Here is a 23,494-nt window from a genome sequence, read left to right on the forward strand (position 1 = left end):
CCTCCGCCCCTGGGGCACCAACCCCTGCCGGGAAGCCAGAAGCGAGTTACCTCGCCTCGGAGAGCGAGCGCGCCACGGCCACCGCCCAGCGATGGGCCAGCGAGTTCCGCTCGCAGACGCGGCGCGCCTGAAGCGCCCCCGCCCGCGCCAGGCCCCATCCTGCCCCGGGAGGGGCGCACTTTCCCGCGCGGTGGAGTCAGGGCTGTCCATCCGGCTCGACTGGGGCCAGGCGTCCGTCCACCGTGACGCGCAGCACGTGGGCTGGAGCGAATGCGCCAGCCTGGCCACACACGACTTCATCGAGTCGCTGATTCGTCGTCCCCACAACGAGGTCCCCCGCTTCACCCAGCGCGTATGCCATTGGTGCGCCTGGGAGCGTCACCCAAGGCGTGGCACGCCACCTCCCCTCGGTCTCGTCGACACGCACCAGGCGCCCCGCACCGCCAGCCAGGTGTGCCAGGCCCTCCACCACCACGAGGGTGCCGCGCATCCGCACTGCCTGCAGGGGGTTGGCCTGGGGTTCCTCCAGCACCGTCACCCGCCCGGCCTCATGCACCTCCAGCGTGCCCCCAAACTCCCCGTCGTCCCGTCCGACAAGGCAGGCCTCCCCCATGGCTTCGAGGACGGACGCGGAGTCCCCATCAGGAACACCCGCACACGGCCCCAGCCGCGGGGGCGCCTTCGGCTTCTCCCAGTGCAACTGGAGTGAGGTGTGCCCCTGGCACAGCTTCCAACCCGCGCCGTGGCATGGAATGACACGGGCGCAGTCGATGGAGTCCGGAGGCCGCACCTCCTGGCCGGAGAGCCATTCCAAGGCCAACCTCGCGTGGCTCCGCGCCACAGGCGAGGCGTGCGTCGCCACCACCTGCTGGAGCAGCGGTACCAGCTCTTCTTCATGCGCCCGGAAGGCATCGCTCCCCAGCGCCTCGATAGCCGCGGCTTGGACTTCGCTGTGCGGCGCGTACACCGCCTGGCGCAGCGCCGCGAGGGCGACTGCATCTCCGCCGCGCCCAAGGGCCTCCGCAGCCCGCGCACGCTCCCAGCCCTCCTCCCCCGTAGCCAGCAGGCGCAGCAGCGGCTCCGTCGCGGCTGGCCGCGCCACAGGCCCCAGGGAAGCGAGGCTTGTGAGGGCCCGGGCACGGCATTCAGGCACGGCAAGCTGCTGGAGGACGAGGGGCACCGCAGCAGGACTCTCGAAGGCCACCAGCGCCTGCAGCGCCACGGGCGTGAGGCGCACGTCCGCCCGCTGTAGCGCCTGGAGTGCCTCGGGTGCGACCTCCGCCCCTCGGCGCTCGTGGGCCGCCAACACCGACGCCACATAGGCCGCTCGTGGGGTGCACCCGTCGAAGATGGCCTCGCAGCTTGGCGCAGGAGCTGCCGGGCAGGACGCCCCTGGTGGACGCCGGAGAATGGGCTCCGCCAGTTCGCGCGCGAGGAGCATCCGCAGGCGGGGGACGACGTTTTCCGTGTGCGAGGAGGCGCGCCGGGCGAGCACGTAGCGCACCCGCACCAGCGCCTCCCAGCTCGACTCCGGATTCTCCAGCACGTCCAACAGCACCGGGGCCAACGTCGGCCCGAGGTGCTCCAGCGTCGACATGCGCGACTCCAGGAGGTGGCGCACGATGGCTGGAGCGGCTCGCTCGTCATCGAGCGAGGAGAGTGCGTGAAGGGCCATCCCCCCAGGCTCCCGCTCATACGCGGCAAGGAGCGCAGGCACGGCGCCCTTGGCCTTCTCTCCCATCGCCGCCAGCGCCTGGGCCACACCGCCGCGAATTCGACGGTCCGCATGAGAAAGGAGCTGAACCAGCCGGGGGACGACGTCCTCCTCCGCGCGCCCCAGCTTCCAGGCGGCACACGCCTGCTCCGGCGGCAGCCACCTCTCACCGGTGTCTGGGCCGTGGACCTCCTGCAGGAACGCGAGGCACGCGTCGGCCCCCTCGCAGCAACCCTCCCACGTCATGACGTCGTCCCGCTTCCACGTATGCCGGGCACACCCCAACGCCAGCATCACCACCGCGCATACGAGCCCGGCCAACCACCGGGGGCGCCCGGACTTCACCACTCCCACCATGTCATCGCCTCGCAATCTCCCCTCTCGGTGAAGGGACTTCGAACTCAACGCCTCAGCCAGTCACGAAACGCGCAGAGAAGGAGCGTTGCGCTCGAGGTGCCTTCACGACGCGTGTGCCGGCCACCCAGTCGTGAAGGCATCGCCGCTCCTCTCCGACGATGAAGAGCGCATCCACGAGGCCAAACCAGACGCAGTAGCCGCAGAGCGCCATCGGGAGCACGTTCCTCAGCAGGGCAATGCGCCACACCTCCGCCGGAAGGCCGTCCCTTCGGACGACTCGAATTCCCAAGAGCCTCTTGCCGAGGCTCGCCCCAGTGCCTCGAATCAAGCTCGCCTGCACGAGCAACGCGAGGAGCGCCGGGACGTAGACGACTGGAGTATTCATCGCCGCCTCGCCCGGCAGCGCCAGGCACCGGAGGACGCCCAGAAACAGGGACGGGAGCAGGAGCGCGGCTCCGTCGACAAGGCTTGCTGCGAGCCGGGCCCAGCACGTCGCCAGCTCAGGAGCTGCATGGAGGCACCGAAGGCACAGGCCCGCCCCGAACGAGGCGCAGAAGGCGCAGGTGAAGGTACCGCAACGAGTACAGGCCAGGGCGGCGGAGAAACCAGGATGCTCGGAACATTGGGCTTCCGATATCGACTTAACGGCCTCGCGGAAGTCGGACATGGAGGGCCGCAGCACAGCTACGCCCGCCCCAAGGCAGCAAGTTCCTTCAGCGAGAAATCCCCTCCTGTTCCTATAAATGCTACCCAACAGGTTTAGTTCACTCGACCATCACAACAGCCTCCTTGCCACCCGCTGGTTACCACAAAGCCTATTTCCGCTAATTGGGGGACCGACCCACTCAAGAAACGAGCCCTTGGAGCGCACCACTCCAGGGCGGCTCCACCGAGGAGGAATCCCACATCTGGCGGATGGGGTGGCCAACCCTCGGTCACGACTGCTTGCGTGCGTCAAGGAGAGTAAGTGAGGCGCGCACGTGTCATCGCACTGCGTGGAATGGCCTAAGCGGAGTCGGAAACACCGAGGGCACTGCACAACCTTGATGTTCGAGCTCCGGGCCTCCGTCCGCTCGAACATCCGAGGCTTCGAGGAGGTGGCGGAGGCGAGCGCCAAGCCGCATTGGACATCTGCCGGGGCCGGCCGCTCGTCTTAAGCTGCCGGTACGGGGCGCCGGCTCGCCGTCCTCGCAGCAGAGGAGGGCAGCCCCGGCCCACGCGGCACTTCTCTCGTGATCAATGGTCCTAACCGTCCAGGCACGTCACGCCGAGCAGACCGTCGTTGGACGGAGCCGCGTAGCGTGTGCGAAAACGGCCGCATGTTCGAGTTGAACGATGCACTTGAGCGCCTGCACCTGCCACCCGCCCGAACCCTCGTGCTGAGGAACGCCGTCTCCGAACTCGGCGAGGCGATCTACTGGATTGCGGACGAACGTCCGGAACTCTTCTGCGCCTATCAGCACACTCAAGGGCCGCAGCTCACCGGCGCCATGCAGCGCGCGCAGTACATCGTCTCCTGCATTGGACATGCGCCGGACCGCGCCGTCTTCGTCGGTGTCTACGAAATCATGGGCGGCCGGCTGATCGATGCGGCGCAGTTCAACGCCCTTCCGGAGCATCAGGAGCTCGCCCGAAACGGCTACGGAATGCTCGCCGACCCCGACACTGCTTGGGCCTTCGACCTGCAGGCGCGTCCCTTCATGGAGGCGTGGAAGGGGAAGCTGGTGTTCGGTTGGCCCGGCGGCACACGCAGTTGGTGGCGTCACGCCAGCCGGAATCGCTTTCCGATTGAAGCGCTGGTCGAGGAGAGCATCATCAAGCGAAGACTTCCGCCCTGGCAGGAGATGGTGCTGACGTGGGCGCAGCTTGCGCTGCTCCCCACGTCCTGGCAAACCCCACTGTCTCAGTGGCGCGGGATTTACTTCATTCACGACGAACGCAGGCGCCTGGGCTACGTGGGCTCCGCGGCCGGGGCGGAGAACTTGCTTGGCCGCTGGCTTGACTACGCCACCAGCGGCCATGGCGGAAACAAACTGCTCCGGCAATCACGACCGGCCGATCTCCGATTCAGCGTGCTCGAGCGCACTTCGCCCGACATGGCGATGCGGGAGGTGGTTCTCCTCGAGCAGACGTGGAAGCGCCGGCTGCACACGCGCACACCCTGCGGCCTAAACGAGAACTGAGCTGGTTCGGAATCGAAGGCCTTAGCGACAAGCGGAGGCGTGGAGTTGCCTTGTTCTCGTGGCGATCCCGCGGTCACTACCAAAAATTCGGTCGCTGCATCATGGGGCGTCATGGCCACACAGGGTAATGCGTCAATGCGAGTGAGCGAGGCGCGCACGGTCATCGTCTTTCTTGAGCCGGCGAAGCGCGATGCGGAGTCTTGGCACCCGATGATCTCGTCGGGTGCTGAGGCCACGCCACTACAAAGGCTCCGTTACCACGGGCATGCCCGACGTCATGTGAGGGCGCCGATGCGACCGCCTCTGACGACGCGGGCGGACCGGGCCACCAAACTCACCGTTGTCCTAGAAACCATTGTCCTCCTCGTCCGGTTCGTCCTCCTCGTCCGGTTCGTCCTCCTCGTCCGGTTCGTCCTCCTCGTCCGGTTCGTCCTCCTCGTCCGGTTCGTCCGGTTCGTCCTCCTCGTCCGGTTCGTCCTCCTCGTCCGGTTCGTCCTCCTCGTCCGGTTCGTCCTCCTCGTCCGGTTCGTCCTCCTCGCCCTCCTCGTCCGGTTCGTCCTCCTCGTCCGGTTCGTCAGGCTCAGCCTCCGAATCAGTGCTGTAGCTCTGAGCAGGCCGCTTCTTTAGACGCTTGAGTGCATCAGCACTTAGCGGGGCGCCTGTCACGGGCGAGTAAAAGCTAACCCCTGCTAAATTCAGGGCATGGAAAAATTGATTCTCCTTGATGTGCTGATGAGGTCCGCGCCCGCCCAACCATCCTCGACGTGGCGCCTCGTATGCGAGAAGCCAGCGCTCACCATGCAGTTCGTCTGCGGCAAGGACCGAGTCCCACGTGCTCACGTCCAGCCCGCCATCCACCAGGCCTTGGTGATTGGCGTCCAGTGCGAGCAGTGCGACAAAGACATCTTGGGAGCGTTCCAACGCCCGTGCTGCTGCGGGGTCGATCTTCAACCTCAAGGCAAGAAGGCCCCACAGCGCCCAGGTGGTTTCGCTCGCGTGACCCGACGGAGCACTTTCAGTGATGACGTGATTGAGGGTTCGTTGAATGGCCTGAGTGTCGAGAACGTACTCACGCTGTTTTGCCTCAATCAGGACAGTGACGAACTGCTGAGCAGCACTCATTTCAACGGTCACCGCTTGCATCAGCAGATCTTGCACTGTGATCCAGTGCGCTGTTCCGCGCCAATCCGCGCCAGCGACACGGGAAATAGCATAGGGCAACACATATGAATCACGGTGCTCGGCATGGAGTTCAAATGCCCGATCAAAGAACCGGATAACGCGCTGCAACGAATAGCGTGTTTTGGGAGCAAACTTAAAATCTCGAAATTCGGTAAGCCAGGAATTCTCCAATCGCTGCGGCAGTTCAACCACGCGCGTCTTGAGGGGGTTCAGATGCAGGCTGTAGTCAGCAAGCACTTCCTGAAGGTGCTGCAGCGCTGCTTCCGCTTCGCCTCGGCGAGCGAACGAGAATTCGTAGTCGTCGTAGTATCGAAATCCCCGGGCATCGGCCCCTAGCCGCGCCCGCAGCTCTACATCAACAGCCGAAAGCAGCAACTCACCAATAACCAAGGACGTGTCCGGCCCGATGGGAATGCCGTTTGTCTGCCCGTCCTGGCCAGCCATGATTGCACTGTCAAGGCGGTTACCCAGAAGCTTCAAATCGCGGCGTTGTTGCTTGCTCACTTCCTTCGAATGGAGAGCCCATGGCACGCTGTGAGTGTATACACTGCGATAGAACTCCGCGACATCTCCGACGAGAACATAACGCGCGTGTCTGCGGTGCTTAATTCGCACCGCAGACAGGTCACCAAGCGGCAGTTTTGGGAGGAAGGCCCGCCCCTGTTCATGTCCTAGTACGGGAGAGCTTTGGCTGAGGTCGCTTTTATCAAGTAGCGCTCGTATCTCCCCCCAGCCGCTGCCCATCTCCCTACACAGGCGCAGGTACGCTTCCGGATGGGGAACAGACAGCGTTCTGCGAACACCGCCAGCGCGCGCTAGACTATGAGTGAGCGAGCGATAGCTCTGCTCTCCTGAACTTGGTACAATCTTCAACGGCTTTGCCCAACTGGCGAAGCCTTCCGCGGAGAAGCACGGCGGAAGCTCCTTCGGAAAATACCCCTTCGCCAGCAGCATTTCTGCGATTAAATCCATATCCCTGTACGCCCTTTGGGTGCGCAAAATCTCGACAATTTTTCAACTGACCATCAAACCAGCAGTAGTGCGTACCCCAAATTCGGTCGCCACGTCATGGGCGCGTCGAGGCCCACTGCTTCAGTGCGTTAAGGCGAGTGAGAGGTGCGGAGTCAAGCATCGCGCTCGTCCGCCGGCAAGATGGGGCGAAACTACCCCGGTGAAGGCCCACCGCTATCGCGAAATCAGAGTGGTGCCTGGCACACCTACCCAGACTTGAGGAAAATCTCCCTACGGTGAAAATCGAGATAGCGCCCCTGCTCTCGACTGAACCGCCCTACGTTATGCTGTGTGGCTACATCTACACCCATTCGCCGCAAGGAGTCCTGACTGGCCACGGGAGATACCAACACGTCGCCGTTGTCGGCGAAGGAGATAAAGCCCCTATCAAATAGGCAATCGATACTCGGACTCAACAGCAGCCCGTTATTACCATCCAGTCGTTCCCGATTGGAGCTGTGCCGCCAGGGTTTAATGTGACTTGCAACGAGGAAGCTGGGCATACTCACCCCAGTAATGCGACAGGCCTTCTCAATCTTGGCCACGTTCTCTCGAAAGAGGCCCTGGCCTCGGCGAGCCTTTACCAGAGCCTCCCGTACCGTTGTCGGCAGCTCGGATTGAGCTCGAACGGCCTCCTCTGCGTGCTCCTCCCATTGCTCACGGGCATGCTCCACGGGCGGAACGACTTCGAGGAGCGCCTCATCACTCGTCGCAGCAATCTGCGTTCCCTTTGCGTTGAGCAACGCGACAAGAAGTTGCCCCAGAGCAAGAGGGAGCTCGGCTAGGTAGACGGACTGCAATCCGTTACCACTCTCTCGCTGAAGGGGAGAGTAAATCCCCGGCAGTAGCGGCCGGATTTCTTCCATGTGGGCTTTCGGGGCAAGCGGGCGCGGCAGCACCTCAAAGTTGACACTCACCCTATAGCCGATGGCATCCCACGCCTTACTAAATCCATCTGGCCGCGGACAGTCATAGCAATACGACTGCACCACACCGTACGCCCGAATCGCCCCCTCCCAGTACGAGAGAACCACATCACCCGGTGCGGCCTCCCTCATGTTCTCGTAGAACTGGTTACGCGCACCGTTGGTGTTTCGCTTCGGAGACCACAGATAGCCGCCGGCTATCTCGTGCTGATGCGTCTGCTTCTGATTAACCCACCAATATCGCAATCTTTCCCCTCCTATGCAGTTGGAGCTTTCGGGTGACTATAGGGGAGACGCCCGCATTAGTGGAAGACCCACGGATAGCCGTGGCTAAAACGACCATTCACCCTTGATGTCCCTACCCAGAATTCGGTCGCCGCGTCATGAGTTCTTCAATGCCACATTCGACAGCGCGTCAACACGAGTGAGCGAGATGCGCGCGGTCGTCGTTCTGTCTGGGGCGTCGCTGTGCGAGGCGGGAGCCTGGCACCATGCAGAGCCCGTCAGGCGCGCGGCCCATACCGTCATTGACGACATCACCACCACCGACAAGCCCGAAATCAGTCGAGGCATTGCTCCCATGACCCGGAGTGGAGCGCTCCGGGTCTACTTCGCGGCTTGCAGGATTGTCTGGAGTGACACCGTGGCCTGCTCCGTCTCCGTCTTCAGATGTTCGAAGAGTTGGTGCTCCTCCGGAGTTACGTCACGGATGTCCTCGAGCTGGGTCCACATTTCCCTCATGAACCGTGTCATATTGGAGCGAATTCGCTGGGTGAGCGACTTACCAATCTCACTGACCTGTTGATCCAGGCTCGCCGCGAATTGGTCCCAGTTGCTTTCGAAGGTCTGTGCCACGCCTTCTTCCAACTCGGACGGGGTGTCAGCACTGTCCGTGAACAAGCCGACGACCCACGAGACGGCCGTCCCAACCAGTGCCCCCAGCCCGAACAGCTGTCCCATCAGAGCCGTAATGCCGAAAGATGCAATGCCGGCAAACCGAGCAACTTGGCGCCCTTGATGCTCGGGAACTACAAGCTCCATCTGAGTCTTCCAGGTGGAGAGCGTTTGCGAGAGGTCCTGCATCTGTTGAGTCTGGGCGGATGCTCCCGCCTCCGAGCGCAGCTCCGTGAGGCTCTTCCGAATGCGCGAATCGAGCCGCGTCAGCCTGCTCTCCAACTTCTCCTGAACCTGCTCCGCAACCTTGTGCCGACGGTTCAACATCGAGCTTTTCAGCGCTTCCACACCCGCGGATGGTCTGGGCAGGCCCTCTCCAACGGGCAAGGCCTCGACCCACTTGCGCACCTCGGTCCTAAACTCCGTCCTCTCCGCCTTGATGAGCCGCGCACCATGTGCTCGTACGTGCTGGATAGCCTCGTCGCCGTCCGCGACGATTTCCTTTCGCTGCTCCTCACAACGCTGGAGTGCTTCGCGGAGCTTAATACGCTCCGGCTCCTTTGCGTGCCGGGATGCGATCAACATGGCAACCTCATCACTGGCGAGCTGCAGTTGCTCGAAGACCCGGTAGAGACGGCGCAGCCCGATGGCCTCCGTCTTCCAAAGGCTTTCCCAGACTACGTCATAGAACACGTTGAACGAAGGCGGATTCGCTTTTCCCTGTTGCCGGGGAACAGCGACCTCGTTGGCGCTCAGGAAGAACGGGGGATGCGTCAGCGTATCCCAGACGCCAAATCGTTCAAGAGCGGACTGCACCATCGCTTTCGCTTCCCGGTTTTCCTCCGCATTTAGCTGGTCCGCCTTGTTGCAGACGACAAATACGGCGCATTGCCGCTTCTGAGCATCCAAGAGTAGCTCTTTCGTCTGCTTGTCCAGGGCGAAGCCGCCAACCCGAACCGTAGAGACGTCCAGGACAAGCACGAGTGCATGCGCGGTCTGGAGCACCTCTGCAGTGGAGGACCAGATCCGACCGTTTGGGTCATCGAACCCGGGGATGTCCACATACATGACGCCGAGATCGAGAACCTCGTCCCTCAACTCCACACGGATGTTGATGACCCTCTTCTCGTTGTCCGGGTTGTTCTGCTGGTCCGCATAGGGGGCAATCATGTCCTGCGTTATCGGGCCATCGCTCAGGCGCGGATGTTCGCCCTCAATGTTGACCGTGAGGAACTCCCTTTCTCCCGGTTGAATTATGATGGGAACCGCAGTGGTAATGCTGCGGCGCACTGGACAGATGGCCCGCCCCACTAAGGCGTTGAGGAGAGTGCTCTTCCCTGCTCGTGATTTTCCCGTAATGACGACCCGGTAGGGCTCCTGATGAAGGACTTTCAGCAGGTCCTGCCCCTGGTCCGCCACATTGTGCCAGCCAAGCTGCTTCGCAATCGTGCTCAGGCGCTCGACCGCGAGCCGCGCACGCCCATGCAGGCGTGTGTAGTCGCCCGCCGAGAGCATGGAGCGCATGGAGGGCGTGCCTGCTCCCGGTTCCACAATGACCGAGGGCCGACCGATGGAGTCGGGTGCGGACGCCGGGCGCCTCCGTCGTCTCGCGCCTCTTCGCATGAACGAATCGCTCCAGGCCTCACGCTCGTCCAGGGTGGCTCTGGGGTCCGGGCCGAGCACCCGGAAGTTACCCTCCTTAAACGTCGCGACCCGAGGCCAGATACTCAGGGAACAACCGGACTCCTTGAAGTCGATTTGACCCGCGAGGTAGCCGTGAATCCGCTCGGTCTGCCTACCGTCTCCGAAGTCTTCCAATCCGAAGAGGGAGGGGCCCTGGACAAAGCGGCGAGAGGCGCCTCCTCCACGCCGAGTGATCTCCGAAGCACCGAGGTGCATGTGTCCGAACAGGTGGAGGGTGAAGTTGTCATCAGCAAGAATCTCTTGCTCGAACGACGCGACCGCCCGAGGATGAAGCCAGCTCTGGGGATGATGGGTCAGCAGAATCGTCGCGTCGTGGCGGGCGAGCCAGTCCGACGAGTCACCGCCGCAGGCGGCCTGGAACTGACGGGGGTCGAGCACGAGCTTCCGCTCATAATCCGCAGCCGTCAGTTGGAGGAAGGCGGAGTTCAGTCCCACGATGCCCAGGCTAACGTCGTCCTTCGTCACCGTGAACGAGAAGTCCCCAGGCAGGAGCCCGGGCGTCAGGGGCCGCCCGCTGAACTTCGACGTGCGCTGCCAGTCGACGAATGGAGTGAAGGCCTCCGTGACCATGCGCCTGTATTCGCTGGTATCGTCCTTCCAGAACTCACTGGAGATTTCCTCGTCGTCCCACCAAGTCGCGAGTGCCTTGACCGTGGGCTTCCTGGGCGTAGGTCTCACGAGATCGTGGTTCCCGGGGACCGCCAGCAGGCGCGGCTCTGAACCGAGACTCCGGAGGTGCTCCCATAACCGGGCGAGATTGTTCTCGAGCGCCTGGAACTCCTCGGGGGTGCCCTTCTGGGTGAGATCTCCGGTGAACAGGACGAGGTCCCAGGGCCCCCCCGTCTTCTCCTGAAGCCGGGCCAGGTCATTAAATACCTGCTCCCTCATCACTGGCCAGAGCCACTTCTGCCCTCCCATCCCTTGATGGAAGTCGGTGAGGTGCAGCCAGCGAATCGAGGTCATTCGTCCCCCAGAGGTGCGACCTGAGCGGCCTAGTACCAGACGTCGCGCTGCCCAGAAACTGCTGATTCGGGTCCTTGCGCTTCGTCCTTCTTCCGCGCGCTGTGCCTACCCAAAAATTGATCGCTGCGGCATGAGCGCGTCGAGGCGAGAAAGCGAGGCGTGCACGGTCGCCGGCCTCCTGTGCTGGCGACACGGCGGGGGAGGCTCGGGCACCACCCTCCCCGGACCGCGGGCAAGTGGCGGTGGTGAGTGCCAGGCCGAGATAGGCACACTGTCCGCTCGAGTCGACAGACCCAATCTCGGGGCGCGCCGACTCACTCGTGAGCCTACCCCCCATTCGGTCGCCGCGTCATGGGTGCGCCACTGCCACATTCGGCAGTGCGTCAATACGAGTGAGCGAGGCGCTCGATGCCATCGAGTTCCTGGGCCGGCGAGGCGTAAGGGGGCGCCAACGGCCCAGGGCAACATTGAGGTTCGGGTTCCTGCTGTCCCCTACCACGAGAGCTTCCGAGGCCGCGGAAAGGTCACGGAGGTTTGCGCCTGACCGAACCGAGAGCCCTTCGACAGCAGGCCAATCTAAGCACGCCTCAGGCCTTCGCCGCGCCGATCAAAGATCAAAAGGGCTGAGGTGTAGTCAGTCTGCCCACAAAAGCGGGCCACACCCGAATCGCAAAATGCAGAAGATGAAGCGCACCAGCTGAACCCTCTCTCACGACAACAACACTGACGCTCACCGCGCTGAAGCGCTGGGTACTCGGCGCCTAGTTCGCCAGCTTCGCTGTCATGCAAGATGGCCCCGCGCTAACGTTGCGCGTGCGCGACACGACTGCAGTGACGAACGGCGCGGGAACTATTTTAGTATCTTTGGCGCTCGCATAGAATGGCGTGGGAGGTCACATGCAAAGCAAGCGGATCACAGGACATTGGGTCTACCGCAGTCTCCTCAATACACCGGACCTAGTCGACGACTTCAACAAGGTGCGCTTCGGTGAGGGGACCCTCATCTTGACGGCGACCGCTCGCGGGCTTCTCTCCGGTACGTTCGACTTTGGGGAGAACTACCAACTCGACGTAACGGGAACGGACACGGCCGGAGAGCTGCGCCTGCGCTCGGTGGGTAGGCCAGGCACGCCGACCGCGGGGTGGATTTACGAACACCGTGGTCAGCTGGCGTCGCATTGGGAATATGGCGACAGTCAGGTTCCAGCGATTGTCGGGACCGTCCTGCGTAGCGTAACGCACGATGGCAGACCGGCCGGGCTGGTCGGTTCCTTCATCGCGGTTTCCCGGGACCAGGTGCCTACGAAGAACATCGACCTGCTTCCAGATTCCGTGATTCAACTCGTTTCACATGTGGATATGCGTCTCCACCACACTGCGTGGCACCTCACGCGCAACTCGTGGGGACGGCTTAACGTCGAAACTCGCGATGCCATCGCGAAGCTCGGATGGGCCGTTCCTCGCCCCAGTCTCGAGTATTCAGCAACCGGCGAGCAACGACGGGCAATCAACTGGAATGGCGCAGGTGAAGATTTTCTTTTCATGCACCGCGAGATGCTTATCGCGTTCAAACAGGCGATGAGCGACGCGGGAGCCCAATGGCAATCCTGGACGACGATTCCGTCGCCTGGCCGTGGCCCGACTGTACCTCCGGCATGGGACAATGGAGACGAGGAAGATACGCGACGTTTCGCGGCGCTGAAAACGGACGAATTCTACTGGTCGAGGATGAGGTGGTGGGATGAGAAGTTCAAAGATCCGACCTATCTGCGCACGCTAACGCTGGGGCAACTCGGCGCGCAGATCGAATGGTCTGTGCACAACGATATGCATATGCGTTGGTCTGGCCTTCCTCGCGATCCTGTCACCAACGACCCGCTTCCGCAAGGCCGGTTGGTGGACGACTTCGACGAGAAATGGAACAGACCCAATAGCGACGACCTAGCAGATTTTTACTCCTCACATGTCAATCCAATTTTCTATAAGCTTCACGGATGGGTTGACGACAGGATCGAGGACTGGTTTGAAGCGCATGAGCGCTTCACTCCCGGCGAAGTGAAGCGCCGGATTATCGGCTCGACGCCTTGGTTCGAAAAGGGCCTGTGGGTTGAGGTAGAGGCTCCATGGAGTGCGCCCGGCGGGCACCACCATGGTGGGCATCACGAGGCCGACAACGATCATGGACATCCCACGCCGATGAATCCTGAAGTCATGAAGCGGGTCATTGGCCTCGTGGCTCACCCCATCGGCGCGAGCCCGCTCGCCGTGCGGGACCGACCGAAGAACCTCGCCCGGATAAGCGCCTGGTAAGGTTCTCGTCCATCTGTCCCCCACGAGATGGCCGCCTCTCCGGAGGTATCTCGCCGTGACAATGAGGCCGGAGTCCGTCGACACGAAATGCGGCCGCTTCACTTGATGGAATTTGCCTCGTTTCGACCGAGACTCCGGCATTCAGGCGTCAATGATTCTCCGCAGTCGAAGTGCCACCTAGACCGAGGGGAACCACAACGTGTGGGAGAGCCACGAAACCGTGGCAGCTTCACTTTGCGCACGCCACGACCCACACCCGCGCGGAGAAGCCCTCTTCGGTGCGAACGGGACAACCCGCTTCGTTCTCCTCGTAGAGGGTGTCGACCTTGTGCTCCACAGGAGCACTACAGGCGGGCGTCTGCATCGTGAGTCTCTTGGGCGTGAAAGACGCGCCTCGGATTTTGAAGCAGACCAGACCGATATCATCTGTCCTCACGATGTCGGCCGCCCTGTTTCCAAATTCGTCCCACAGCTCAACGTTTTCCTGAGAGATAGCGGATTCCGACGCGTTACAGACATAACCACACAGCGACCTGGCATCCTCGTCGAAGTACGCCTTGACGGCATTCGGAGTAAGCCTACAGAGGTTTGCACCAATGAACAGGGGGAGAGTGACAAGCGCCAGTTTCGAAGCAAGCCGGCGAGACTGACTGTAGCGGTAATCGAGAAGGCTCCGAGCTGGGAAGAGATCCGAAGGAACCGAAACCCTGGAGCAGAGCCAATAGAGGCAGAATCCCAAGAGCGCGACTAGGAAGAGCGTGTCCACGATCTTCGAAGAGAATAGGGCCAGGGGAAAGAACCTGCTAATCGCATCAGTCGTTGCAATCAGCGCCGATGCCACCCCGGGCAGGACGACCCGTACCAAATCAAGAAGGTCATCCCCCTTGCTCTCGGTACTCAGCTTCGGCTTGGCTCTTCTGTCGAAGAAGTCGCCAATCACGGCCCTCCTCAGCACAGCATCGAGAAACCTCTTCACTTCTTGATCTCCTTGATGACGTACCAGCGCCGGTCCATCAGCGGGAACCTCTTGGACACAATCTCGGAGTCGTCACTGAGTCGAAGCCTGACCTGCATGGCCGTGTTCTTCAGCAGAGCTTCTTTGTCGGACTGACGGTCACTCACCGAAAGATGGTAGGTTCTTCCATTACTGGTCAAGGAGATGGTCCGGGGAATCCTGAATCTGACCTTCTCTGCAGAGTCGGCTGGCAGCGTGAACTGGAACTTGATGCCCAAGACAAGCACGCTCTCGTCACACTTCTTGTAGTCAAAGCCGTACTCGGCCCTTCCTTTGTCCTTAACGCGGTTGTCGCCGAACGCGACTTCGGTGGGGACACTGGCGCCCGTATGAAGCCGTGCGGTCATGCCCTCCCAGTTACCGATGTCGTACGAGATGATTGGTTCTGGGCTGTAGCAACCGGGGTCATTCTTGAAGAGGAATGCCAGGGAGGCCTCTGAGACATCCTTGGGGACTGAAGCGTTGTTCTTGATATGCGCGTCGAATAAGAAGTTCGCATCATCCACCATGCCAAGGATGTCCTCAATAACGACATCTGGATGGAGCTTCACCGTGAGGGGGACCTGACTGGCCCCCGAAGCCAGGGGAACCGTCCTCGATGCCTTCTTGAAGTTCGAAGCGGTGAACTCACACCGAACCGAACTCTCGTGGATGCCGGCTAGTTCGACACGATAGCTGCCGTCCTTCGCCGTCTTCTTGGACTGGAGCTGCTTTTTGTCCGCAGAGACGGTCACTGACGCACCCCCGATGGGATTGCCCGAGGCATCGAGAACCCTACCCTCGATGACGGCCGTGTCCTCCGCGAGCGCGGGAAGTGCGGATAGGAACGATAGCGCCAGGAGCGGCATGAGGAGGATCTTCGAGTTCATGGAGCGCCTCGTGGAAGGAGTGCCTTTTCGCCAGACTGGAGGATTGTCACCTCTACGGTGGTGGCGGACAGAGCCTTCGTAATCCAGCCCGGGTCGATGAGGTCCACGCGTCCCGACCGGTAGGAGAGTACTTTTCCGTCTTTGGCGCAGCCGGCAATCCCGTTGCCTGCGAACAGAGCATAGTTCTTCGCGATGGTGTCCAGCACCCAGGTCCAGCCCTGATAGGACACGAAGGTGAGATTGGCGGGGCAGCCCGCGACCTTGTCCTGGATACGTCCCATGTCGAGTGCGTCCGTCTGCGAGATGACCTCGGCGGGCGTAAAGGCGTTCATGTTCCCAAGGGACGCGTACGCCTCGCACGTGAAGGTGGAGCCCGGCTTGCCGAAAAGGCCGGAGATAGGGCACCGCCAGAGCTCATACCTGGATTTCTCCGCTGCCTGCTCCCTCTCCAGGAAGAAGGAAACCGCCTTGTCGTTCACGGAGAAGATCCGCAGCTTGCCCTTGGTCTCGGGGATATCCAGCACGGAAAACCGCTGCTTCTGGCCGTCGACGCCTTCGAGAGAGTAGAGCCCGTTCTTCGCAAACCCGAAGGCGACGAATAGCGCAGGGGAAACCACGTTGGGCACCGTGAGCGGCTCATTGGAGAACATGGCCTTGATGGCCCAAAGAGAGGTTCCCTTTTGGAGCGCCTCGGGGCTCGCATAGGCCCTTGCCTCATGGCCGGTGACAACTACCAGATAGTTGCTCTTTGTTCCGGCCAAGACCTGCCCCTTGCCACTCCATGACGCTTCGCTGACGACCGACTTCTTGCAACTCTTCGGCATGGCCCAATCGGCACAGGTGATGGCGCCCCTCAGAATCTTGTGAAAGGCCCTCAACTTGCCCCCATCCTGCTTAAGCTCCTTGAGTTGAATGACGAAGGATAGCTTGTTCCCCTCAAAGATGGCATCTAGGAGCCGAAGGGTTCCCGGCCACTCGAAGAAGAGCTGGGAGTCGAACGCAGTCCAATTCCTGGTAGTGAAGAGCCAAATTCTTCCGTACTCCATCTGATTTGCGGGGCTGAACGAGTTCGCAAATCCTACCAGGGCACTCTGGCCTGCAGGAGCCTGGACGTATGACTGGGAAAACACGGCCTCGTCGTAGAAGTTCGGGTGCGCTGCGGCGCCCGAAACCTGCTGCCCTCTTAGAGAGAACTCCAGGGACTCGACATAGGTCGAGTATTTGGAAGCGAGATCGTAGACGGGGTTCATTTCCTTGTTGTCATTGAAGCACCGGGCGACCCCCTCTCCCATTTTGATGGCGCGGTAGGCTGCAGACTCATACGCCGAGGTTCCCAGGCAGAGATCGTCCCGAACGTAGAGGAATTGAGAGACCATGACGGTCTTCACATACGTTCCCATAAGGGTCCTGAGCGACGGCCTTCCGTCCTCTTCCTCATTGTGCAGCTTGCCCAGATAGGGAATCATTCCCTCCTTGCCGACCTTGCTCTCAGTCGCGGCGACACACGCAAGCTGCAGGCCGACGTCATCGAACCGGCTCTCCACCCTCTGCTCGTCATCATCCTTCTGCTGGCAATTTAAGGATACACCGGCCTTCACCACCGGAAACGCATGGCTCACGGTGGCAGGAGATTTGTCATAGAGAAAGTGGCCGAACTCGTGGCCTAGCACCGAGGCGGCCCAGAAGCGCCGGGCAAAGAGATCAAAGGCTTCTTCCTCGGAGTACCTAGCCTTGTCTCGCCCAATCTCGGCTAGGAGGATTCCCATCGCGGGGTTGCAGACGATGTGCCGGTGATTGACGTAGCTCCAGCACCTGGGAACAACTCCGTCATCGCCACAGTCGCGCGTCCACCGCTTGGTGCCTCCACGTGGAACTAGGATGTTAACGAAGCGTGCCTTCGCGGGCTGGTTCAGGTTGATATCTTCGTAAGCAAGCCCCTTGAAAGCGCCAGAGAAGCTCTTGACCATTCCGGCCAGATACGGCGAGTTCTCGACCTCTCCCTGCAAGCCCTGAAGGCAGGTATTGAACGCCTCGTCCCCCCACTGCTCCGGCTGAGAGTGAGCGGGCCGTGCCAATGCGAGAAGTAGCCCCCACATCAGGCAGAGTCTTTTCATTCGGTGCGCGCCCTCAAAAGGCATGCCAGGGACGACATGCCGCCGCCTCCACTATACCTCCACCGATTCCGCACTGCTCTCACGGACTTCTTCGCCACCTGCTCGACATGCAGCGACTCCAGCCGGTTCCGGAGGTCCCTCGCGCGCGGCATCCCGGCCGGCGGCGGTGAGTCCGCGTTCCGACTCATGTCGAACGGCTTTCCGGCGGAAGCCGAACGCGGATTCCAGTACACGCTGAACGGGGGCGTTCCGGGCAAGCCGAATGCCCCTTTCCGCCAAGCCGAACATTTGTGCCTACCCAAATTTCGGTCGCCGCGTCATGGGTGCATCAAAGTCCCGTTCTGCAGTGCGTCAAGGCGAGTGAGCGGGGCGTGAGACCCCATCGAGTTCCTGTGCCGGCGAAGCGGGGGCGGAAACACAAAGGGCACTGCGCAACCTCAGGCTTGATCTCCGGCCCCCTCGTCCACTCTAACATCCAAGGCTTCGACGAGGTGGCGGAGGTGAGCGCCAGGCGGAGTTGTGCGCCTGCTCCCGTCGCGAGACTGCGTCCCAAGCTGCGCCAGTTCGTCCTAACCGCGGCGAACGGGCAGCCTCGATCGATACCGTTGGTGGAACGGCCCGCGCTATCACCGCTGCAGGCAGGGCGTTCTGTCATGGGCTGCCCTGTCGGCTCGCTCGCGGGTCACCCACTCGAATCGTGGACTCGCGCAGGACAGGGAGCCAAGGCTACTCGAGAGCCTCCAAGGTCGGCTTTGCCGAAGCCTGAACGGTTCTGCGCCCTTGCCCCTCCCTCCGCGCGCGAGCGCAGGGCAAACGGCCGCCTGCGGCCAGTCCTGATGGATTAGCGGCTGCGATCCGTTCAGTCGACCCCTCCGCGATTCGACTACCCGGCCTCTGACGCGTTCCGCACAAGGCCACCAGCGCGAGCCTCAAGCAAAACTCCCCATCCCAAAAGCGGGACCGGCATCGCTTCGACCAGGGCGCTCACTGCGGGGCCGGACGGCAGGAGGTGAAGCCCGTCCAGGAGGTAGCAGGTTCCACGACACGACTGCAGCTCCGTGCGCCGTCCCCCATCTGAAGGATGCTGGATGCCACTCCCAGTCCGCGATACCCCGGGAAACAGCCGCAGAGAGGTTTGCGGCCACGCAATCGGACCCCGTATTTTCTCGACTGCGCCTAACCCCATGATGTTTCTCGTTTTTTCCGTCGCAGTCTCTGGAGAGAGGGCCGAGAACGAGTTCGCGCAGGGCTTCAATCGGGGAGCTACTTGAAGGGCCCTACCAACTGGTAGGGCCCTTTTTGTTTTACAAGGGCCTCGCGATGACATCGCGGGGCCTTCGTGCTTAAGCCGCTGAATCCCAAGGGATTCTGGCTCGCGGCGCTGAAGAGGGCACTCTCGGCCCTCCACCCCGCAGAGCGAGATACCCCCTCTCCTCCGCCGCCGATTGGGCTCTCTGGACCGCTCTTTCACCCGTTTTGGGGAGAGAGAGGCCGAGAGTGGTTAACGGTTTTGTTAACCACCGCGGGCGACCGATTCTAACAATCCAGGGCTTTCGATGTCGTACCTTCCAGGGTTGCGCCATTTCCCTCTTTCAGAAGGCCAAAAAAGGCCACCTGTTAACCGAGAGAGCGAAACGCGGCTGGCAGTTACCGGGTACTCACGACTTCGTCGCGCGGCGCAGATTCTGCGAGACGGCCCCAGACAGGAAGGGCTCCGTCCGGCGTCACCAGGCCCCCCTGAGATCATCCTCATCGCTCTGCTTGTACATGTACCCGTGGCTTCGACGCGAATGCCTTTGGCGCCCGGGCCAGAGGAGGAAGCTCAAACGTCGCGGCTTCGCTGCTCTTTGACGCGATGCATGCGAGGCGGAGATGCCAACGAGACTTGCATTGATGACTGCAATGCCTGACTCTAATTAACATCATGGACCTCACTCAGGCCTTTCCCAACCTTGAAGCAGTAGCGCAGGCAAATGGGACTTCGCTGCCCAAGCTTGCGTCTCTGCCTCTGCCTACAGACCCGGATGCCCTCCTAAACTTGGCGGCGAGTTGCTGGTGGGTGGAATCCAACCGAACAAGGAGCAACGACGTGGCGGACCCGTATGGGTACCTTGCTACGCTCGAAGCTTTTCTTTCCTCGTTCGCACCGTCTGAACTGCCTCGTAATAAGTTCTGGACCAAGGTCAAGAACCCGAACGACGGTGCGTTTCTCGACACAGTCGCCGAGGCCGCTTGCTCGCTGCATTTTCGGCACGGTGGCCAGCAAATTCGAGTCGAGGCACCATTCTCCGCAGCATCCGGCTCAAAGGATGCGGACATCCTGCTCACCATCGACGGGAACGACTATTGGCTTGATGTCATTTGTATCCTCCCGCAACGGCCAGTAATTGAAGGGGGCTTTGTGGTCCAAACCTCATCGGATCTCGCACACCTCTTCAGCCGTAGCATCCAAAGCAAGTACGACAAGAAGTTCCGAGACGCGGTAGCAAATGGGCCCTTGCAGGGAAAGAACGTCGGCGTACTCGCATGCATCCTCAAGTACGAGGTGTCATTCGTTCCCCTGCTGGCGACCGGCCAGCCATTGCCGCCCCCTCCCCCTCATCTCTTCGCCAATTCTCCAGGATTGCTCCTTGGATGGGTTCATTCGTTTCGCAAACAAGGTACAGGTAGCGATCTGCTCGTTCCTAATTCGGTGCTCAAGTGGACTCCCACCTAAGCCTGCCCGAATAGCCGAGTGAGCGAGCAGTCCAGAAGCTCTTGGCCAATTCTGCGGCCATCACAGCATCCCCCTGGACTGTCCGCCTCACTCCACCTGCATCCGAATCGGGGCAACGTGGATGTAGTCGAACCGTTTCGTGCCGTCCTCGGCCACAGCCGTTTCGACCTCTTCTTTGCTCCGGCCTGCCAGACAGGCCCATCGACCGCGCCACATGTACTGCTCGCCGCCGTAGCTCGCATCCCGATGGTGAAACGAACACCGGATAGCGCCGACTCGGACTCCAGCGATGTCGTCTCCCACGCTGACGGACTGCACTCCGTTCACCGCCTCAAACGCGCTGACTTGCGTTATCAAGTAGTCCTTACTCCTACAGCTGTAGTTCGGAAGACTCCGCAGCCCTCCTCCTGTTGAAGAAACAAGAGGGGGAGGAGCGAGACTTCCCATGCAGCAGCCATCGGCCACAGAAGCGCAGGCACCGGAAGTCCGGCTGGTTGGCCGTCTCGTGACGGAGCTGGAGGAGGTAGGCGCCTGGCTGCAGCCGCACTTCCGCAGGCGCGAGGCCCATGCAACCGCGGTCGAGTACGTGAAGGCCCTGCTGGGGCGGGCACAGCGCAAGAATGTGTGGGGCCTTTCAGAGGATGCGGGGCATCGAGCCCCCTATGCTTTCCAGCACCTGCTGCTGCGCGCGAAGTGGGACGCGGATGCGGTGCGCGACGACGTGCTGGAGTACGCACGCAGGGCGCTGGGCGAAGGCGGCATCCTGGCGGTGGACGAGACGGGCTTCCTGAAGAAGGGAGAGAAGTCCGTGGGCGTGGCGCGCCAGTACACGGGCACCGCGGGCAAGGTGGAGAACGCGCAGGTGGGCGTCTTCCTCTCGTACGTGACGCCTCTGGGGCATGCGCTGGTGGACCGGGAGCTGTACCTGCCAGAGCCGTGGACGGAGGACTTTGCCCGCCGCCATGTGGGAAGGATTCCGGACGAGGTGGGCTTCGAATCCAAACCGGCCTTGGCGCAAGGCATGCTGCAGAGGGCACTGGGCGCGGGACTGAAGCCCGCGTGGGTGGTGGGAGACGAAGTCTACGGACGCGACAGCACGCTGCGCCGCTTCCTCGAAGACTTGCACCAACCCTACGTGCTGGCGGTGGCCTCCAACACGCACGTCTGGCGCGGCTTCTACCAGGTAAAGCCGGGCGACATGGTGAAGGAGGTACCTCCAGAGGCCTGGGCGCGTCTGTCCGCGGGCGCGGGCACCAAGGGCCCACGCCTCTATGACTGGGCGCGCATGCGTCTCAACCGGCACCTGGGCCTGTCGCGGTGGCTGCTATTTCGCAGAGGCCTCGCAGACGGCAAGGTAGCCTTCTACGTCGCCCATGCCCGGCGCAATGCCTCGCTGGAGTCGATGGTGCGCGCGGCGGGCAGTCGGTGGACCGTGGAGGAGGACTTCGAATCCGCCAAGAACGAGGTGGGCCTCGCCGACTATGAGGTGCGCACCTGGACGGCCTGGAATCGGCACATGACGTTGTGCCTGGTGGCCCACGTCTTTCTCGCCGCCGCGCGTGCCGTGGCCAATCAGCAACTCCAGGAGGGCCTGCCCCCAAAAGCCCTCGGCCTGCCGAGGCGCAGAAACCCCATGCGCGCGTTTCTCGCCCGGCGCGGCCTTCACTGACGGCCTTCATCCGCTACTCCGTCCAGGAAGTGCGAGGACTCCTGGTGGCGTTGCTGCGGCGTGCGGTCGCTCCGCTCGCGCACGTCCTGGCGTGGAGTCGCTGGCGGCGCCACCACCAAGCCGTTGCCATGCGGTGCCACTACCGGGCCCGAGGGGCGCGGCTCAAACTGCAGCTGTAGGATTAAGGAGCATGACGCAGCAGCCGAGAACGAGGAAGCCGAAGTGGACGTCGTCCCTGCGCTCGTCGCGGACGCGAAGCCGGCGCAGCTGGTTCTTCCAGGCCAGCGTGCGCTCCACCACCCAGCGGTAGCGTCCCAGCCGTTCCTTGGACTCCACGCCTGGGCGGGCGATGCGCGGAGCAATGCCGCGCAGGCGCAATCCGAGTCGGTTCTTCCTGGAGGCATAGGCTTTGTCGCCGTGGACCTTCGCAGGGCGGAAGCGTCGCTGACCCGAAGGCATCCTCACCGCGGGGACGGAATCGACGAGGGGGAAGAGTTCGTGCGTGTCGTGGACGTTGGCCGCCGTCACTGACTCGGTGAGAGGCAGCCCATGGGCCTCTACGAGAAGATGATGCTTGCTACCCGCCTTCGCTCTATCCGTCGGGCTTGGGCCCGTGAGGGCCCCCTTTTTGACGCCCGCACGGACGAGGAGTCGATGGAGGCGCGGGAGAAGTCCACCTTGCCTCGCAGCCCCAGCTCATCCAGCAGCCGCGCCTGGAGCTGTTCCCACACGCCGGCCTGGGTCCACTCCTCCAACCTGCGCCAGGCTGTCATGCCCGACAGGCCGAACTGCTTGCGAGGCAGCATCTCCCAGGGGATGCCGCTCCTGAGCACGAAGACAATGGCCTCCAGCGCCGCCCGGTCGTCCGCCCGAGGGCGGCCCAGCTTCTTCTTCGGCCGAGGCGGAGGCAGCAGGGGCACCACGCGCTGCCAGAAGGCGTCGGGGACGAGTTCACGGGCCATGTCCCTCAAGCTGAGGATGCCCCTTGCTGACGGCCAGTCCAGTCCTGACTTTCGTTAGGTGCTGTTAGTTTTTCCGACGTGCCGTGTCTTGCTGTCGGCGTCCAGCGCAATCGAAGTCACCCATCGATCTGGTTGCTTCGGTAAGTCCGGCGGCCCGGGCTCGCCGCGACTGCACGACGTCGCAAGCGCCGCGACGATTCCAAGAGGGCACACAGACAGAACGGCGGCCCGCAGCCATCGGGCTCGGAACGCAGGGCGCAGCGTCGGATGACATTTCATAGCTTGTTAGGCCCATCGAACGCAGAGCGCTGCTTCGGCGGCCATTGTCCCAACCGTCGCAACTGCGGGAAAAGGTTCGGCAGCAAGGTGGCAAGAGGAGACGCTCTCCTTCGTGTCGAAATAGGCAGTCCGCCCTACTCCTCCACGCGGACGACCTGCCCCTGCTGAATGAAGAAGTACCTAGTGTTGAGGACCTTCCCTCCGAAGGCATTCTTTCCGCGGAAGGAGCTCTTCACAATCCAGAAGGCATCGCGGGCAACAGGAGCCGACGACGAGACATGCTCGTAGCTGTCGGGGTCATTCATCACCTTCTTGAGGTACCTCTCCACCTCCGGCACCGAGCCATCCCACGGTGAGTTCATAGGCTTCTCCCCGCGCATCTCCACCATCAGCTTCTGGGCCGCGCGCTGGAGCTGGAGCTTCTCCAGCCCGGGCTGGATGCGCTTGCGCTGCTGGGCCCCCTGTGTCAGGGAAGTTGTCGCCTCGGCTGAGTGGCCGGGATGACCACGCCTTGGGGGGCGAGAGCAGGCAGGATGCAGTGCCGTACACGGATGGATTCAAGTCACAGATGGTGAAGCGGATGGTAGGCCCGGGCGCGGTGAGTGCCGCCGCGCTGGCCCGTCAGG

At 62.2% G+C, this 23,494-nt stretch carries 14 protein-coding genes; 4 read left to right on the forward strand and 10 right to left on the reverse strand.

Features of this window, described 5'->3' with window-relative positions; translation table 11 throughout:
* Positions 1-196: 196 nt before the first annotated feature.
* Both D7Y13_RS17425 and D7Y13_RS17430 read right to left on the reverse strand, forming a co-directional pair.
* Positions 197-2,071: a HEAT repeat domain-containing protein gene (locus D7Y13_RS17425; RefSeq protein WP_120582250.1), complete on the reverse strand. Its 1,875-nt coding sequence runs from the start codon at positions 2,069-2,071 to the stop codon at positions 197-199.
* A 52-nt stretch (positions 2,072-2,123) separates the two neighbouring features.
* Positions 2,124-2,738, reverse strand: coding sequence for an RDD family protein (locus D7Y13_RS17430; protein WP_120582266.1), 615 nt, complete (start codon positions 2,736-2,738; stop codon positions 2,124-2,126).
* 652 nt (positions 2,739-3,390) lie between these two features.
* Here D7Y13_RS17430 and D7Y13_RS17435 point away from each other — a divergent pair.
* A complete protein-coding gene (locus D7Y13_RS17435; RefSeq protein ID WP_233595277.1) occupies positions 3,391-4,254 on the forward strand; it encodes a GIY-YIG nuclease family protein in 864 nt (287 codons plus the stop codon).
* A 345-nt stretch (positions 4,255-4,599) separates the two neighbouring features.
* On the opposite strand, the gene D7Y13_RS47135 is transcribed toward D7Y13_RS17435, so the two are convergent.
* The 3 genes from D7Y13_RS47135 to D7Y13_RS17450 all read right to left on the reverse strand — a co-directional run bounded on the left by D7Y13_RS47135 (position 4,600) and on the right by D7Y13_RS17450 (position 10,934).
* Complete coding sequence (locus tag D7Y13_RS47135; RefSeq protein WP_158620266.1) at positions 4,600-6,390, reverse strand: RNA-directed DNA polymerase; 1,791 nt, start codon at positions 6,388-6,390, stop codon at positions 4,600-4,602.
* Positions 6,391-6,653: 263 nt separating this feature from the next.
* The gene (locus D7Y13_RS17445; RefSeq protein WP_120582252.1) at positions 6,654-7,619 is read right to left on the reverse strand and encodes an HNH endonuclease; all 966 of its coding nucleotides are present in this window, start codon (positions 7,617-7,619) and stop codon (positions 6,654-6,656) included.
* Between the two features lie 360 nt (positions 7,620-7,979).
* On the reverse strand, positions 7,980-10,934 hold the full coding sequence (locus D7Y13_RS17450) for a dynamin family protein (RefSeq protein ID WP_120582253.1): 2,955 nt from the start codon (positions 10,932-10,934) through the stop codon (positions 7,980-7,982).
* 897 nt (positions 10,935-11,831) lie between these two features.
* Between D7Y13_RS17450 and D7Y13_RS45240 the strand changes: the two genes are divergently transcribed.
* Entirely contained in the window at positions 11,832-13,244 is a 1,413-nt protein-coding gene (locus D7Y13_RS45240; protein WP_147444171.1) for a hypothetical protein, read from the forward strand.
* Between the two features lie 229 nt (positions 13,245-13,473).
* Here D7Y13_RS45240 and D7Y13_RS17455 read toward each other — a convergent pair whose 3' ends face one another.
* Genes D7Y13_RS17455 through D7Y13_RS17465 form a run of 3 tightly spaced genes read right to left on the reverse strand, consistent with a single transcriptional unit; the run spans position 13,474 to position 17,242 of the window.
* Positions 13,474-14,220 (reverse strand): hypothetical protein, encoded by a 747-nt coding sequence (locus tag D7Y13_RS17455; protein ID WP_120582254.1) that lies wholly within the window; start codon positions 14,218-14,220, stop codon positions 13,474-13,476.
* Positions 14,217-15,128, reverse strand: coding sequence for a carboxypeptidase-like regulatory domain-containing protein (locus D7Y13_RS17460; protein ID WP_120582255.1), 912 nt, complete (start codon positions 15,126-15,128; stop codon positions 14,217-14,219). Before D7Y13_RS17460 ends, D7Y13_RS17455 begins: the two co-directional genes overlap by 4 nt.
* Positions 15,125-17,242 carry a hypothetical protein gene (locus D7Y13_RS17465; RefSeq protein WP_147444172.1) on the reverse strand — a complete coding sequence of 706 codons (2,118 nt, stop codon included), beginning with the start codon at positions 17,240-17,242 and terminating at the stop codon, positions 15,125-15,127. The genes D7Y13_RS17460 and D7Y13_RS17465 overlap by 4 nt, the downstream gene beginning before the upstream one ends.
* Positions 17,243-19,331: 2,089 nt before the next feature.
* On the opposite strand from D7Y13_RS17465, the gene D7Y13_RS45250 reads away from it, so the two are divergent.
* Both D7Y13_RS45250 and D7Y13_RS17480 read left to right on the forward strand, forming a co-directional pair.
* A complete protein-coding gene (locus D7Y13_RS45250; protein WP_147444174.1) occupies positions 19,332-19,958 on the forward strand; it encodes a hypothetical protein in 627 nt (208 codons plus the stop codon).
* 445 nt (positions 19,959-20,403) lie between these two features.
* On the forward strand, positions 20,404-21,627 hold the full coding sequence (locus D7Y13_RS17480) for an IS701 family transposase (protein ID WP_120582259.1): 1,224 nt from the start codon (positions 20,404-20,406) through the stop codon (positions 21,625-21,627).
* Between the two features lie 162 nt (positions 21,628-21,789).
* On the opposite strand, the gene D7Y13_RS17485 is transcribed toward D7Y13_RS17480, so the two are convergent.
* Positions 21,790-22,589, reverse strand: a protein-coding gene (locus D7Y13_RS17485) for an IS5 family transposase (RefSeq protein WP_120582260.1) whose coding sequence is annotated in 2 segments (ribosomal slippage) — positions 21,790-22,244 and positions 22,244-22,589 — 801 coding nt in all. Because the reading frame shifts where the segments join, the coding sequence is not laid out codon by codon here.
* A gap of 413 nt (positions 22,590-23,002) precedes the next feature.
* Positions 23,003-23,257 (reverse strand): hypothetical protein, encoded by a 255-nt coding sequence (locus D7Y13_RS17490; RefSeq protein WP_233595278.1) that lies wholly within the window; start codon positions 23,255-23,257, stop codon positions 23,003-23,005.
* Positions 23,258-23,494 lie beyond the last annotated feature (237 nt).

Origin of the sequence: Corallococcus praedator, from assembly GCF_003612125.1 — a bacterium.
GTDB lineage: Bacteria > Myxococcota > Myxococcia > Myxococcales > Myxococcaceae > Corallococcus > Corallococcus praedator.